The 14527-nt window shown below is 51.7% G+C and carries 12 protein-coding genes and 2 tRNA genes; 7 read left to right on the top strand and 7 right to left on the bottom strand.

Annotated features, from left to right (window positions below; all coding sequences use genetic code 11):
- Window positions 1-4: 4 nt before the first annotated feature.
- Complete coding sequence (locus F3J30_RS05645) at window positions 5-736, top strand: LytTR family DNA-binding domain-containing protein (RefSeq protein ID WP_166716470.1); 732 nt, start codon at window positions 5-7, stop codon at window positions 734-736.
- Between the two features lie 37 nt (window positions 737-773).
- Here the strand turns inward: F3J30_RS05645 and glk are convergent, their stop codons facing one another.
- On the bottom strand, window positions 774-1739 hold the full coding sequence (gene glk, locus F3J30_RS05650; protein WP_166716473.1) for a glucokinase: 966 nt from the start codon (window positions 1737-1739) through the stop codon (window positions 774-776).
- Between the two features lie 204 nt (window positions 1740-1943).
- Between glk and F3J30_RS05655 the strand changes: the two genes are divergently transcribed.
- A complete protein-coding gene (locus F3J30_RS05655) occupies window positions 1944-3179 on the top strand; it encodes an ion channel protein (protein WP_166716475.1) in 1236 nt (411 codons plus the stop codon).
- Here the strand turns inward: F3J30_RS05655 and ipdC are convergent, their stop codons facing one another.
- On the bottom strand, window positions 3180-4838 hold the full coding sequence (ipdC, locus tag F3J30_RS05660) for an indolepyruvate decarboxylase (RefSeq protein WP_166716478.1): 1659 nt from the start codon (window positions 4836-4838) through the stop codon (window positions 3180-3182).
- A gap of 184 nt (window positions 4839-5022) precedes the next feature.
- On the opposite strand from ipdC, the gene mgrA reads away from it, so the two are divergent.
- Together mgrA and ypeC are read left to right on the top strand one after the other, a co-directional pair.
- A complete protein-coding gene (gene mgrA, locus F3J30_RS05665; RefSeq protein ID WP_166716481.1) occupies window positions 5023-6021 on the top strand; it encodes an L-glyceraldehyde 3-phosphate reductase in 999 nt (332 codons plus the stop codon).
- Between the two features lie 126 nt (window positions 6022-6147).
- Complete coding sequence (ypeC, locus tag F3J30_RS05670; protein WP_014071230.1) at window positions 6148-6483, top strand: DUF2502 domain-containing protein YpeC; 336 nt, start codon at window positions 6148-6150, stop codon at window positions 6481-6483.
- Between the two features lie 34 nt (window positions 6484-6517).
- Here ypeC and F3J30_RS05675 read toward each other — a convergent pair whose 3' ends face one another.
- Window positions 6518-7756 (bottom strand): Nramp family divalent metal transporter, encoded by a 1239-nt coding sequence (locus tag F3J30_RS05675; protein ID WP_166716483.1) that lies wholly within the window; start codon window positions 7754-7756, stop codon window positions 6518-6520.
- A gap of 350 nt (window positions 7757-8106) precedes the next feature.
- On the opposite strand from F3J30_RS05675, the gene F3J30_RS05680 reads away from it, so the two are divergent.
- A complete protein-coding gene (locus tag F3J30_RS05680) occupies window positions 8107-9294 on the top strand; it encodes a NupC/NupG family nucleoside CNT transporter (protein WP_014071232.1) in 1188 nt (395 codons plus the stop codon).
- A 43-nt stretch (window positions 9295-9337) separates the two neighbouring features.
- On the opposite strand, the gene F3J30_RS05685 is transcribed toward F3J30_RS05680, so the two are convergent.
- The 3 genes from F3J30_RS05685 to F3J30_RS05695 all read right to left on the bottom strand — a co-directional run bounded on the left by F3J30_RS05685 (window position 9338) and on the right by F3J30_RS05695 (window position 11934).
- Window positions 9338-11527, bottom strand: a complete 2190-nt coding sequence (locus tag F3J30_RS05685; protein WP_166716485.1) for an EAL domain-containing protein — start codon at window positions 11525-11527, stop codon at window positions 9338-9340.
- A 214-nt stretch (window positions 11528-11741) separates the two neighbouring features.
- A tRNA-Ala gene (locus F3J30_RS05690) sits at window positions 11742-11817 on the bottom strand.
- 41 nt (window positions 11818-11858) lie between these two features.
- Window positions 11859-11934, bottom strand: a tRNA-Ala gene (locus F3J30_RS05695).
- 217 nt (window positions 11935-12151) lie between these two features.
- Between F3J30_RS05695 and F3J30_RS05700 the strand changes: the two genes are divergently transcribed.
- Both F3J30_RS05700 and F3J30_RS05705 read left to right on the top strand, forming a co-directional pair.
- Window positions 12152-12508, top strand: coding sequence for a YfeC-like transcriptional regulator (locus F3J30_RS05700; RefSeq protein ID WP_014071234.1), 357 nt, complete (start codon window positions 12152-12154; stop codon window positions 12506-12508).
- A gap of 1 nt (window position 12509) precedes the next feature.
- The gene (locus tag F3J30_RS05705; protein ID WP_166716488.1) at window positions 12510-12905 is read left to right on the top strand and encodes a YfeC-like transcriptional regulator; all 396 of its coding nucleotides are present in this window, start codon (window positions 12510-12512) and stop codon (window positions 12903-12905) included.
- Window positions 12906-12948: 43 nt separating this feature from the next.
- Here F3J30_RS05705 and gltX read toward each other — a convergent pair whose 3' ends face one another.
- Complete coding sequence (gene gltX / locus F3J30_RS05710; protein ID WP_166716490.1) at window positions 12949-14364, bottom strand: glutamate--tRNA ligase; 1416 nt, start codon at window positions 14362-14364, stop codon at window positions 12949-12951.
- Window positions 14365-14527 lie beyond the last annotated feature (163 nt).

The raw sequence follows: 14527 nt of genomic DNA on the forward strand, positions 1-14527 counted from the left end.
ACGCATGAAAGTCATCATCGTAGAAGATGAATTTCTGGCTCAACAAGAGCTGAGCTGGCTGATTAAAACCCACAGTCAGATGGAGATCGTGGGCACCTTTGAAGATGGCCTCGACGTGCTGAAATTTTTGCAGCACAACCGGGTCGATGCGATTTTTCTGGATATCAATATCCCTTCACTGGACGGCGTGTTGCTGGCGCAGAACATCAATCAGTTCGCCCATAAACCGTTTATTGTGTTTGTTACCGCCTGGAAAGAGCACGCGGTAGAAGCCTTTGAACTGGAAGCGTTTGACTACATTCTCAAACCTTACCAGGAGTCACGCATTGTGAGCATGTTGCAAAAGCTGGAAGCAGCATGGCAGCAGCAGGCGGCGCCCGTGAACACAAGCCCGGCAACGCGTGAAAATGACACCATTAATCTGGTCAAGGATGAGCGAATAATCGTGACGCCGATAGACGATATCTACTATGCCGAAGCGCATGAGAAGATGACGTTTGTCTATACCCGGCGCGAATCGTACGTGATGGCGATGAACATCACCGAGTTTTGCAGCAAACTGCCGGCCGCGCACTTTTTCCGCTGCCACCGTTCGTTTTGCGTGAATTTAAATAAGATTCGTGAGATCGAACCCTGGTTTAACAACACCTATATTTTGCGTCTGAAAGATCTCGATTTTCAGGTGCCGGTAAGCCGCAGCAAAGTGAAGGAGTTTCGCCAGCTCATGCACCTGTAAGGGGTATCCCCTCTCCCACCGGAGAGGGGAACACGATTTACAGCACCTGACCGAGAACCTGACGCAAATGCGCACCAGAGCCCAGCAGGCCTGGGTTATCGTGCACAATCAGGTACACCGGAATGTCCTGAACGTAGCTTCTGAAACGACCTTTATCTTCAAACCCGCCACGGAAACCAGAGGCTTTAAAGAAATCGAGGAAACGCGGCACGATGCCGCCTGCGATAAACACGCCGCCGAAGGTGTTGAGGTTCAGCGCCAGGTTGCCGCCAAAACGCCCCATGATGACGCAGAACAGCGACAGCGCACGACGACAGTCGATGCAGGTGTCTGCCAGCGCGCGTTCGGTGACATCTTTCGGTTGCAGGTTTTCAGGCAGACGACCGTCAGACTTCACAATCGCGCGATAGAGATTCACAAGCCCGGGGCCGGAAAGCACACGCTCAGCGGACACGTGGCCAATCTCTGCACGCAACTCTTCGAGAATAATCCCCTCTTCTTCGCTGTTTGGCGCAAAATCAACGTGGCCACCCTCGCCCGGCAGGCTGACCCAGCGTTTATCAACGTGCACCAGATGTGACACCCCCAGACCGGTGCCTGCACCATAAACGGCAATCGGTTTGCCTTCGACTGGGGCGGTGCCACCAAACTGAATCAGGTGTTCTGGCTTTAACATCGGGATCGCCATCGACACCGCAGTAAAGTCATTAATGATTTCAAGATGCGAAAAACCGAGGTTCTTTTTCATTTCTGCGATAGAGAATGCCCAGGTATGGTTGGTCATGGCTACCCAGTCGCCGGTAATCGGGCAGGCAATAGCAATACAACCGTCCTCAACACTTATCTTATGCTCATCAAGATAGACGCGAACCACGGCCTCAAGGCTTGGATAATCCAGCCCTGAATAGGTCTTCGCCTGAGAAATCTCACCGGTGTTTACATCGCAGAGGGCAAGACGTGCGTTAGTCCCACCCACGTCACCTACTAAAGCATACTTTGTCATTCTTCTACTGCTCCGCTAAAGTCAGAATAAATCTTTGGGACACTGTAAATTCAAGGCTGGATAACAACAACGACCTGAAGACAACTGCCCCAGGATTATCGATCTTCGTCACAGAATCACTTTACCGTTTCAGCATCTTTTGCACTAATGCCACAAAGTTGATTGTGCAAAGTAACACCATACGTTTTGTACAAGGAAATCATCATGCTCCACCCGCGAGCCAGAACCATGCTGCTATTGGCTATCCCGGCGCTCATCATTGGTATTGCCTCAAGCCTTGTGCTCATCGTCGTGATGAAGGTCGCGTCGGTGCTGCAAACGATGTTATGGACTGCTATTCCGGTAAAATTGGGGATCAGCTTCGATTCACCGATGTGGATAGTGGTGATGCTGACGCTCACCGGTATTGCGGTAGGTCTGGTGATTCGGTTTAGCCCGGGTCATGCGGGGCCCGATCCGGCTCTGGAGCCGTTGATTAGCGCCCCTGTCAGCCCGTCGGCGTTACCGGGGCTTATCATTGCGCTGATTATTGGTCTTGCGGGTGGCGTTAGCCTGGGGCCAGAACATCCCATTATGGCGGTGAATATCGCCCTGGCGGTGTTTCTGGGTTCACGTATCCTTCCCCGCGTTGGTGTGCTGGACTGGACGATTCTGGCGTCAGCAGGCACGATTGGCGCATTGTTTGGTACGCCTGTTGCTGCCGCACTGATTTTCTCTCAGACGCTCAGTGGCAACAATGATGTGCCCCTCTGGGATAGGCTCTTTGCCCCGCTGATGGCCGCTGCCGCAGGCGCGCTGACCACCAGCCTTTTTTTCCACCCACATTTTTCGCTCTCGTTACCCCATTACGGGCAAATGCAGATTGCCGATATTTTCAGTGGTGCCATCGTGGTTGCCATCGCGATTGCGCTGGGGATGGTGGCGGTGTGGTGCCTTCCGCGCCTGCACCGCCTGATGCATAAGCTTAAACACCCGGTGCTGATGCTGGGTGTCGGCGGTCTAATTCTTGGCATTTTGGGCGCTATCGGCGGGCCGGTAACGCTGTTTAAAGGTCTGGATGAGATGCAGCAACTGGCCTTCAGCCAGGTGTTTAGCGTGTCAGATTATCTGTTGTTTGCACTGGTGAAACTGGCCGCGCTGGTTGTGGCAGCAGCGTGTGGTTTTCGCGGTGGGCGTATCTTCCCGGCGGTGTTTATCGGCGTGGCGCTGGGGCTGATGCTGCACGAGCATGTGGATGCCGTCCCAGCGGCGATTACTGTTTCCTGTTCTATTCTGGGGCTGGTTCTGGTCGTGACGCGCGATGCGTGGCTCAGCCTGTTTATGGCTGCCGTAGTGGTACCGGACGCCACGCTTATCCCACTGTTATGTATCGTGATGTTGCCCGCCTGGCTCCTGCTGGCGGGCAAACCGATGATGATGGCCTGGCGAAACGACAAATAATCAGGCTCTGTTGCGCGCCTCCAGGGCTTTGGTGATGGCACCGAGCAGCGGCGGGATATCGGCCTTCGGTAGCATGACCTCAATCAGCGAAAGCCGCTCGTGGTGCGCCACTTTTTCCAGTACATCTGCCAGTTGTTCGACCTCGCTAACTCGCCAGCACTCGGCCTGTGGATTCAGGCTGAGTGCCTGCGGAATTTGCGTCCAGTTCCACAGGGCAATATCGTTGTACCGTTGCTCTGGTCCGTGGATCGCCCTTTCCACCGTATACCCCTCGTTATTCAGCACCAGGATTATCGGCCGCTGTTTATCGCGCAGCATAGATCCCATCTCCTGGATGGTCAGCTGTGCGGCACCATCACCCGTAAGCACAATCACGCGGCGCTGAGGGCACGCCGTCTGAGCGCCAAACGCGGCTGCCAGTGTGTATCCAATCGATCCCCACAGCGGCTGAACGATAAAATTCACATCTGATGGTAAGCGCAGCGCGAATGCACCAAAAGCAGAGGTCCCCTGATCGGCCAGGATGATGTCTCCGGGCCGGATGAAGGTTTGCAGGGTGCTCCAGAAACTTTCCTGCGTCAGTTCACTGTCCTGAGCCGCCGGTGAAAATGCATGATGCGTAGCAGGCGCAACCGGCCCGGTAATGTGCTGTTTGCAAAGCTCGGTCAGCGTTTCTATCGCCTGGATCATCGGGATACCGGTAAACCAGATATCGCCCACGCGGGATGCATGAGGCTGAACTTCAATGGTTTGCGCCGGGGTTAGCTGATGGGTAAAACCGGCGGTCAGCGTATCGGTAAAACGCGTGCCGATGCACAGGACTGTATCCGCGCCTTCAATCGCTTCTTTCGCGGCATCAGCACTTGCCGATCCACTGTAGGTTCCGTAAAAACCCGGCTGACGCTCATCAAAAATCCCCTTGCCCATCAGCATGGTTGCGTGAGCCATCGGTACCTCTTTCACCCACTTCTGAAGCGCGTGCTTAAGCCCGTGGCGCAGGACCAGAAAATCGGCCAGCAGAGCCGTTCGCTTGCTGCTGGCGATCCGGTTCTGGGCGGCCTCACGAAATGCTTTCAGGCAGCCATTATCAGCATGAGCAGGCTTATAGGTGAGAGCGGTTACAGGCGGGGTGGCTGCTTTTTTTGCCACATCGGCGGGCAACATCAGATAGCCAGGACGGCGCTCACGCAGCATGGTGGTGAGTACCCGGTCTATTTCATAGCAGGCATTTTGTTCGGTAAGGATCGCCTGGGCGACAGTGACAGGTTCACTCATATGGTAAAAATGGCGGAAATCTCCATCACCCAGAGTGTGGTGTAACAGCTCGCCTCGTTGCTGAGAAGCCATGCCCGGCGCACCCACAATATGCAACACCGGAACATACTCGGCAAAGCTGCCAGCAATGCCATTCATGGCACTTAACTCACCGACGCCAAACGTCGTCAGCAGCGCGGCTATGCCCTTACATCGGGCATAGCCGTCGGCGGCGTAAGATGCATTCAGCTCATTTGCACAGCCCACCCAACAGATATCCGGGCTGTCTATAACATGGTCGAGAAACTGCAAATTATAGTCGCCTGGCACGCCAAACAGATGATCGGTTCCACAATCTGTTAGACGGTCCAGCAGGTAATCGGCGACGCAGTATGGGGTACGCATGACAGGTATCCTTCTTATGTTGACCTCACTTTGAGTATTAAAGAAGCGTGATGGCTGTCCAGAATTGGCAATAAGATGGACATGGAAAGAATGCTTTACAAAAAAGGCTGCGCTATGCTCTTTTTCTTCATGCGAGTGTAAACGTATACATTCGTTTTTCTTTTCAGCGCCAGGGGTCACGAGAATGGGTTATCAGCCTGACAAAAATCGTTATCAGACAATGCAGTACCGCCGTTGCGGCCAAACAGGGCTTAAGTTACCGGCCATCTCTCTGGGGCTCTGGCATAACTTTGGTGACACCACGCTCATTGAAAACAGCCGTCAACTTTTACAGCGGGCTTTCGATTTGGGCATCACCCATTTTGATCTTGCCAACAACTACGGCCCACCTCCTGGCTCAGCCGAACGCAATTTCGGGCGGATTTTGCAGGAAGATTTTCTTCCCTGGCGTGACGAGTTAATTATTTCCACCAAAGCGGGCTACACCATGTGGGACGGCCCTTACGGTGACTGGGGCTCACGCAAATATCTGATCTCAAGTCTGGATCAAAGCCTTAAGCGTATGGGGCTTGAATACGTCGATATCTTCTATCACCACCGCCCTGATCCTGAAACGCCACTTCAGGAGACCATGAAAGCGCTTGACCACGTGGTGCGTCAGGGGAAAGCCCTGTACGTTGGGTTATCCAACTATCCGGCGGAATTGGCACGTAAAGCGATTGATATTCTTAACGATCTCGGCACGCCTTGTGTTATCCACCAGCCTAAATACTCCATGTTTGAGCGCGCGCCGGAAGCGGGGTTGCTGGACGTTCTGAAAGAGAAAGGTGTCGGGTGCATACCCTTCTCGCCGCTGGCGGGTGGGCAGCTGACTAACCGCTATCTGCACGGTATTCCGCAGGACTCACGCGCGGCCAGCGGCAGCCAGTTCCTTAACCCTGACCAGTTAACCGAAGAAAAACGGTTAAAGGTTGTCGCGCTGAACGCACTGGCGGAAAGCCGCGGCCAGAAGCTGTCGCAAATGGCTCTGGCGTGGGTATTGCGCCACGATGCGGTAACGTCCGTACTGATTGGGGCGAGTAAAACGTCGCAAATTGATGATGCGGTCGGGATGCTCGAGAATCGCCAGTTCTCCACACAAGAGCTGGCCACTATCGACGATATCCTTAACCGGTCAAATTAAAACCATTTTTAGCAAAACGTGCTCTCACTTGTGATTTAGGAGTTGAGGCGATGAAACGGGGCTTTACCGCCCCGTAATATTGCGTTAACAGGCCGTACGACGGCCCCGATCGTGAAGGAGAAGAGTATGTTCAGGTCACTGATTCTGGCTGCGGTTTTAATGGCTGCGGCGCCGCTGGTTGCAAATGCGGGCGAAATCACCCTGTTGCCATCAGTAAAATTACAAATTGGCGATCGCGATAATTACGGTAACTACTGGGACGGTGGCGGCTGGCGCGACCGTGATTACTGGCATCGTCATTATGAATGGCGTAGAGATCGCTGGTGGAAACATGATAATGGTCGCCATCGTGGCTGGGATAACCGTAAAGCCTACGAGCGCGGCTATCGCGAAGGGTGGGACGACCGTGACGATCGTCGCGGAGGTTGGGGACGTGGCCACGGCCATGGTCACCACCACTAAAACAGAAAGGAGCCTTTTGGCTCCTTTCATATTTCTATAATCCCAGGATTGTCCCAATCAACAACCACAGGTTGAGCGCCACCACCACAACCACAATGGCCCACCCTGCACGTTTCACAAGGGTAGTGTTCACCAGATCGCCCATCAGGGATTTGTTGCTGGTAAAGATCAGCAGCGGAACCAGCGCCAATGCAATACCAAAGCTCAGCAGTACCTGGCTCATGACCAGAATACGCGTTGGATCAAGCCCCATCAGGATCACGATAAAGGATGGCAGCATGGTGACGGAACGGCGCACCCACAGTGGGATGTGAAAGCGCACGAATCCCTGCATGACCACCTGCCCTGCCAGGGTGCCGACCACGGTCGAAGACAGGCCAGCAGCAACCAGGCTCAACCCAAATACGGTGGCGGCGGCATGGCTCAGCAAAGGTTCCAGTGTCAAATACGCCTCATCAAGATCGGCAATTCCCGTGTGTCCGTTAAAATGAAACGCGGCGGCGGCGGTTGCCATCATCGCCAGATTCACAAACCCGGCAATTGTCATCGCGATACCGACATCCCATTTGGTCGCAGAATAACGCTGCTGGCGTGTCCCGCCGTGCAGGTGCTGCGTTAATGAAGAGTGAAGGTAAATCACGTGCGGCATAATAGTGGCACCCAGAACACCCGCAGCCAGGAATACCGCTTCAGAGGTTGGCAGGCTTGGGATAACCATCCCTTTACTAAGCTGTGCCAGATCAGGCTGTGAGAAAATTAACTCCACAATATAAGCCGCAGCCACAAACAGCAGCAGGCCGCCAATCACTTTTTCGAGCGGCTTTTGCCCACGACGCTGCAACATCAGGATAAGGAAAGTGGCAATCCCGGTCAGTACCGCACCCTGTAACAGAGAAACGCCCAGTATCAGCTTGAACCCGATGGCCGCCCCGATAAACTCAGCCAGATCCGTTGCCATCGCAATGATTTCGGCCTGGACCCAGTAAAGCCAGACGGCCGGGCGTGGATAATAGTCACGGATCTGTTCTGCCAGATTTTTACCCGTGGCAATCCCAAGCTTCGCGGAGAGCATCTGAATCAGCATTGCCATCAGGTTTGCCCAGACGACAACCCATAGCAGCTTATAGCCGAAGCTCGCCCCGGCCTGAATATTGGTCGCAAAATTACCCGGATCGATATAGCCAATGGCAGCAATGAACGCAGGTCCCATTAATGCGAACCGCAACTTGCGCGCTGCTCTGCCACTGCTACCCTCTACGCGACTGTTTGTCATTTCTGCCTCTGGAAATATAGCCTTTGCTATGTTTAATGCTAACAAAATGAGAATGATTATCAAGATCATTTAAAACGTTTTGTGTGATTTCTCTGATAGCTTTGAACGATAGATGGGCAGGTTCGCTGGTGCGACCTCACAGAATGTGAAATCGCGCAGTCTTTTGTGAAGCGTAGCACACAAACTTAACTTTTCACTCATTTACCTAACATAACAAAAATGTCTTGTTGATCACTATTTTTGAGACTCGTCACAGGATGTGACTATAGTGTGGCTTTGATCTCGTTTTCTTTACGCTTGTTACATAGAATGTGCACGGAAATTAAACCTGCCTCAAATTTGGAGCAAATATGGACCGCGTCCTTCACTTTGTCCTGGCACTCGTTGTCGTTACTGCGCTTGCGTTATTGGTCAGCCATGACCGCAAAAAAATCCGCATCCGCTATGTTGTTCAGCTTCTCGTTATTGAAGTTTTACTCGCGTGGTTCTTCCTGAACTCCAACGTGGGGCTTGGCTTCGTGAAAGGCTTCTCCGAAATGTTCGAAAAACTGCTCGGATTCGCCAACGAAGGGACTAACTTTGTCTTCGGTAAAATGAACGACGAAGGCCTGGCATTCTTCTTCCTGAAAGTGCTGTGCCCTATCGTCTTCATCTCTGCGCTGATTGGTATTCTGCAACACATCCGTGTTCTGCCTGTCGTTATCCGCGCAATTGGTACTGTGCTGTCTAAAGTCAACGGTATGGGCAAACTGGAATCCTTCAACGCAGTAAGTTCCCTGATCCTGGGTCAGTCTGAGAACTTCATCGCGTATAAAGACATTCTGGGCAAAATGTCCCGCAACCGTATGTACACCATGGCAGCCACGGCGATGTCTACCGTTTCCATGTCTATCGTGGGCGCGTACATGACAATGCTGGAACCAAAATACGTTGTTGCAGCTCTGGTTCTGAACATGTTCAGCACCTTTATCGTGCTGTCCCTGATCAACCCATACCGCGTTGAAGAAGGCGAAGAGAACCTGCAGATGGCAAATCTGCATGAAGGTCAGAGCTTCTTCGAAATGTTGGGCGAGTACATTCTGGCAGGTTTCAAAGTTGCGATTATCGTTGCGGCAATGCTGATCGGCTTTATCGCGCTGATTTCTGCACTGAACGCACTGTTCGCTGCGGTCCTGGGTATTTCCTTCCAGGGCATCCTGGGCTACATCTTCTATCCGGTTGCATGGGTAATGGGTGTTCCGGCAAGCGAAGCGTTGCAGGTTGGTAGCATCATGGCCACTAAACTGGTTTCCAACGAATTCGTTGCGATGATGGATCTGCAGAAAATTGCCGGCACGCTGTCTCCGCGCGCTGAAGGCATTATCTCTGTGTTCCTGGTCTCCTTCGCTAACTTCTCTTCTATCGGCATCATCGCGGGTGCGATTAAAGGCCTGAACGAAGAGCAAGGTAACGTGGTTTCCCGCTTCGGTCTGAAACTGGTTTACGGTTCTACCCTGGTGAGCGTACTGTCTGCTTCTATCGCAGCACTGGTACTGTAAATCCAGACCAAAACAAAACCGGGGGCCTGTGCTCCCGGTTTTTTTATGTCTGTAGTTCGCTAAGCGGCACAGGTTTACCCAGCAGGTATCCCTGCAAATAGTCCACGCCAAAGCGGAGCAACATCTCGCGCTGTTCCGGCGTTTCAACAAATTCAGCAACCACACACAACGACTTCGTTTTCGCCAGATTACAAATTGACTGCACAATCATCGCATCCATGCTGTCGCTACAGATGTCTTTTACGAAACAGCCATCAATCTTGATGATATCGGCCTGAAGACGCTTGAGGCGTTCGTAATTGGCATACCCTGTGCCAAAGTCATCAATTGCAATACGGAAACCATAATCCCTTAGTTGCTGAATGTTCTTGATGCTGGTTCCTGAGTTCGAGAATGCCTGCTCTTCGGTTATCTCAATCACAACAGCATGAGGCGGAACCCGATAGTGTTCGAAGAGCGTGATAATCTCGTTCGCGACCTCTTTTTGCATCAGCGTCAACGGCATAAGGTTAACGGAAAACCGGGTTTTGTCATGCGATACCGGGTTATCACGCAGCCATGCCAGTAAGTTCTCTACCACGCTCAAATCGAACCGATGGCTCAGGTTGAACTGGGCAATCAGCGGGATAAAACGGTCAGGCGTAATGATTTCGCCATCACTCTCGAGCCGGGTCAGGATCTCGTGATAGCCCTTTCCGGCAGCATTCTGGATCGGCTGGGCGTACAAACGGATACCACCCGCGTCGAGCGCACGTTTGATACGCCCTAACATCAGCACTCTGTCGGTGGTTTGCCCTGAAACGGTTTCAAGGCTGTTGGTCAGTGCCAGCACATTATGCGTTGCACAAGACTGCTCAGAGAGCCAGCTCAGTTGCCCCAGGGTGTGATGGAGATTTTCACCGTTTTCAATCTCACCCCAGGATGCGCCAAACTCAATATCCAGCCCGGTGTTGTTCCAGAAGATTTTACGGCTGTTCAGCTGATCAACCATATGCTGTAAGCGCTCAGCCGTTCCCGGTCCCAGCATAACCAGCACCAGTTCACTGCCGGGTAACTGGAACAGTTGTTCATCTTTCTGCATCAGCGGCCGAAGGGAGGCCGTAATCATGCGCTTGCAATGCACGCGCATGAGAATACCGTAGTGGCGACTCAGAAACTCGAGGTTGTCCATCCGCAGGCAGCAGATCTTCGCATCAGGATGAAGATGCAGATAATCCTCAAGCGCACGAATGTTGGGCAGACCGGTCAGCGGATCGGTTAATGCCCTCTTCTGCCAGCCTCGTTTCATCCATTCACTGCGTCGGTAAATTCTCGACATATAGAGCAAACAAATAGCGAAAGAGATCAGTACCGACAGGATAAAGGAGAGGGAGTATCCCGATTCCACCCCGTTAAGGAAGTTATAATTGTACGTCAGCAGTAACAGTGCCGACGTCGCCCACAGCAGCGAGATAAGCGCGTAGCTCAGGCGGCTGATCCCAAGCGTAAAGAGGATAAATATGATGGGCATTAAATAACCCGCAATTATCGGTGACTCCAGTGGAGCGCACAAAACTGCAACAATAAACACCAAAACCATTAGCCAGATTACTATATAAATAGGTTGTTTATTCAGGAGTAATGGTTTAAGACTTTGTCGCCAGAATGATGCGGCGTAGCGGGGACTAATTATCATTCTTAAGGGGTAGTAAAACATCATTGTAAATATGAGCGCGGCACATATCAGGCTCTGAATATCAACAACGTTATAAATTGCAGTGCCTTCGCCGAAGAATGTGGAGATAGTCACCGGGAAATCAAATAAATAGCCCGCCAGATACATCGATAGCTTAATGCCTATCGGCACCATAAAACCGAGCCAGAATATACGTATGCCGATGTGCTTATTGGGCACACTATGGCGCCAGCGCTTGCCCAGCACCAGACGGATCACGCCACAAGCGGCAAAGACAGAGAAGGTCTGACAAAACAGCAAAACTAAATGTTGTAGCGGTGCTAAATTAATATTGTAAATATTAGCAGCAGTAAAACTTAACAAGATGGGAATAATTGCGCGGCGGCCAAACAATAAAATCACGGCCAGCATTACACTTAATGGTAACCATGCCAAATAAACATCATGACCGTTAACTATTGCTCGCGGTGAGATATAACGAGAAAACGGCACCGCAATCAGACAAAGCAGTAACGCAATCATAAATATCTTTACATTATTGACATTTTTACTTTTCATTAAGGTGAATAAACTATTTCCCGCTATTATTCATTGACCGGACGGATAATAGGTTTATTAATTGTGCGAAGCAAGATCAAGTCTATAAATAGACCGTTTTCTGAAGCTGGATTGAGGTGAGGTATAGGAAAACACCATTACTTGCAACAAAAGCCGTGCGTAGATGTTACAAAAGCATAAAAAAACCCCCGTCTTTCGACGAGGGTTCAAATTTTGGTGGAGCTAAGCGGGATCGAACCGCTGACCTCTTGCATGCCATGCAAGCGCTCTCCCAGCTGAGCTATAGCCCCACATGTTACTTTACATACCGCACTCTGTTGGGTTCAGAGTTTGGTGGAGCTAAGCGGGATCGAACCGCTGACCTCTTGCATGCCATGCAAGCGCTCTCCCAGCTGAGCTATAGCCCCATCGTAAAGCTGTCATGTTGACGGGCGGCATAATATGAATTCCGCTGCGGAGTGTCAACGGCAAAATTGATCGCCGTGAATCAATCGCCGAAAAATCATGCAAATGAATCACTTTGCGTACCTGCTCGCAGTCAGGAGTTAAGCCTGTCACGTTTTCACGTAAAACGGTGCTATAAAATGAACCACTAATTAACCCTACTATTATTCAGGCAATTGCATGATCAAGGAACGAATGACGCCAGAAGAGTTAGCCCTGCTCACTGGCTATAGCCGCCAGACCATCAATAAATGGGTTCGTAAAGAGGGTTGGATTACATCGCCAAAGCCAGGAGTACAGGGTGGCAAGGCGCGGCTGGTGCATGTCAATGAGCAAGTTCGGGACTTTATTCATAGCGCCCGCCGGGCGTCCAACGCACCTGATATGCCAGAAAACCATGACCGTTCGCTCCACACGTTACTTCTGACGCTGGCAAATGAAATGACGCCGGATGAGCAAAAGCAGCTGACATCTCTGTTACTGCGGGAAGGGATTACCGGATTATTGCAACGTTTAGGGATACGCGATCAGAGCTGATATGAAAAGATTACGCAGTAAAATGACGACCGAAGAGTTGGCCGATAGTTTGGGTGTTGCCCGGCAAACCGTTAATCGCTGGATACGGCAGCAAGGATGGAAAACGGAAGGCATTAATGGGGTAAAAGGCGGACGTGCGCGGTTGATTCATATTGATGCCCGTGTTCGTGAGCATATCATGAGTATTCCTGCCATCCGTAACAGCCAGGCTATCTATCAACTGGCAGAAGCGCCCTCTTTATACGGGGAATCTAAACCATCTGGCTTACTTCCTCAAATCATCGACTCTCTTGAGAATTTAACACTGATTGAGCAAGAGCGACTTCAGGCGTTACTGACCCGGGAAGGCCTTCAGGGATTTCTTACCCGCCTCGGCATTACTGAATTGCACGCATAAAAAACGGCAGGTTCCCCTGCCGTTATTCTTACCTTTTGCGCAATTACTGCTGGCTTTCACGCTCAGCAATAAAGCCCAGTGCTTTGTTAATACGCGCAACGCTGCGTGTTTTACCAATAGCATGGACGGTGACATCCAGTGCAGGTGACTGGCCAGCGCCAGTTACTGCCACGCGCAGCGGCATCCCCACTTTACCCATGCCCACTTCCAGCTCATCGGCAGTCGCCTGAATAGCGTGGTGAACATTTCCAGCGGTCCACTCGGTAATTGCTGCCAGTTTGTCACGCACGACTTCAAGCGGCTGACGTGCAACCGGACGCAGGTGTTTCTTGGCTGCATCGGCATCAAACTCGTCGAACTCTTCATAGAAGTAACGGCAGCTTTCGGCAATCTCTTTCAGCGTTTTGCAACGTTCGCCAAGCAGTTTCACCAGTTCCGCCAGCTCAGGGCCAGTGCGGGTATCGATGTTTGCCTGTTCGATGTGCCATTGCAGGTACGTCGCAACGTACTCTGGCTGCATGGTGTTGATGTAGTGGTGGTTCAGCCACAGCAGTTTATCGGTGTTGAATGCACTGGCGGATTTGCTGACCGCGCCCAGGGAGAACAGATTGATCATCTCTTCACGGCTGAAGATCTCCTGGTCACCGCTGGACCAGCCCAGGCGAACCAGATAGTTCAGCAGCGCTTCTGGCAGATAACCGTCATCACGGTATTGCATTACGCTAACCGCGCCATGACGTTTAGACAGTTTTTTACCGTCGTCACCGTTGATCATAGAAACGTGCGCATACACTGGCACAGGTGCATTCAGAGCTTTCAGGATGTTGATCTGACGTGGGGTGTTGTTGATATGGTCTTCACCACGGATAACGTGGGTGATTTCCATATCCCAGTCATCTACCACAACGCAGAAGTTATAGGTTGGTGAACCGTCGGTACGACGGATGATCAGGTCATCCAGCTCCTGGTTGCTGAATTCGATCGGGCCACGGATCTGATCGTCAAAGATAACAGAACCTTCCTGCGGGTTGGCAAAACGCACAACACACGGCTCATCCGCAGCATGTTCGCTGTGGTCGTGGCGGCAACGGCCGTCATAACGTGGTTTTTCGCCATTTGCCATCTGCTCTTCGCGCAGGGCATCCAGACGCTCTTTAGAGCAGTAGCATTTATATGCGGTGCCCGCGACCAGCATTTCATCAATCACAGCGTTATAGCGGTCAAAACGTTTGGTCTGGAAATACGGACCTTCATCCCACTCCAGATTCAGCCAGTTCATCCCATCCATAATGGCTTCGATTGCTTCCGGCGTGGAGCGCTCGAGATCGGTGTCTTCAATACGCAGCACGAACTCGCCCTTGTTGTGGCGTGCGAAAAGCCAGGAATAGAGAGCAGTACGTGCACCACCGACGTGCAGATAGCCTGTCGGGCTGGGCGCGAAGCGAGTTTTGATTTTCATGAAATGGCCTTACGTTATAAAGATGCCGGCAATCGGCAAATCCTGGGAAAAAAACAATGGGCAATATTCTATCACTGTGGGGCGATTCCTCAATGTTGATCCCTGTATCGGGTTCGAGTTTGCTGTTTTTGTTTAGAAATCATGCGCAATAGTCCATTTCGCG

Source organism: Enterobacter sp. Tr-810, from assembly GCF_011752765.1.
Lineage (GTDB): Bacteria > Pseudomonadota > Gammaproteobacteria > Enterobacterales > Enterobacteriaceae > Enterobacter > Enterobacter soli.

Excerpts from the sequence above, each read along its gene's own strand:
- F3J30_RS05645 (WP_166716470.1), top strand. The coding sequence starts at position 5 with ATGAAAGTCATCATCGTAGAAGATGAATTTCTGGCTCAACAAGAGCTG.
- glk (WP_166716473.1), bottom strand. The coding sequence starts at position 1,739 with ATGACAAAGTATGCTTTAGTAGGTGACGTGGGTGGGACTAACGCACGT.
- F3J30_RS05655 (WP_166716475.1), top strand. The coding sequence starts at position 1,944 with ATGCTCCACCCGCGAGCCAGAACCATGCTGCTATTGGCTATCCCGGCG.
- ipdC (WP_166716478.1), bottom strand. The coding sequence starts at position 4,838 with ATGCGTACCCCATACTGCGTCGCCGATTACCTGCTGGACCGTCTAACA.
- mgrA (WP_166716481.1), top strand. The coding sequence starts at position 5,023 with ATGGGTTATCAGCCTGACAAAAATCGTTATCAGACAATGCAGTACCGC.
- ypeC (WP_014071230.1), top strand. The coding sequence starts at position 6,148 with ATGTTCAGGTCACTGATTCTGGCTGCGGTTTTAATGGCTGCGGCGCCG.
- F3J30_RS05675 (WP_166716483.1), bottom strand. The coding sequence starts at position 7,756 with ATGACAAACAGTCGCGTAGAGGGTAGCAGTGGCAGAGCAGCGCGCAAG.
- F3J30_RS05680 (WP_014071232.1), top strand. The coding sequence starts at position 8,107 with ATGGACCGCGTCCTTCACTTTGTCCTGGCACTCGTTGTCGTTACTGCG.
- F3J30_RS05685 (WP_166716485.1), bottom strand. The coding sequence starts at position 11,527 with ATGAAAAGTAAAAATGTCAATAATGTAAAGATATTTATGATTGCGTTA.
- F3J30_RS05700 (WP_014071234.1), top strand. The coding sequence starts at position 12,152 with ATGATCAAGGAACGAATGACGCCAGAAGAGTTAGCCCTGCTCACTGGC.
- F3J30_RS05705 (WP_166716488.1), top strand. The coding sequence starts at position 12,510 with ATGAAAAGATTACGCAGTAAAATGACGACCGAAGAGTTGGCCGATAGT.
- gltX (WP_166716490.1), bottom strand. The coding sequence starts at position 14,364 with ATGAAAATCAAAACTCGCTTCGCGCCCAGCCCGACAGGCTATCTGCAC.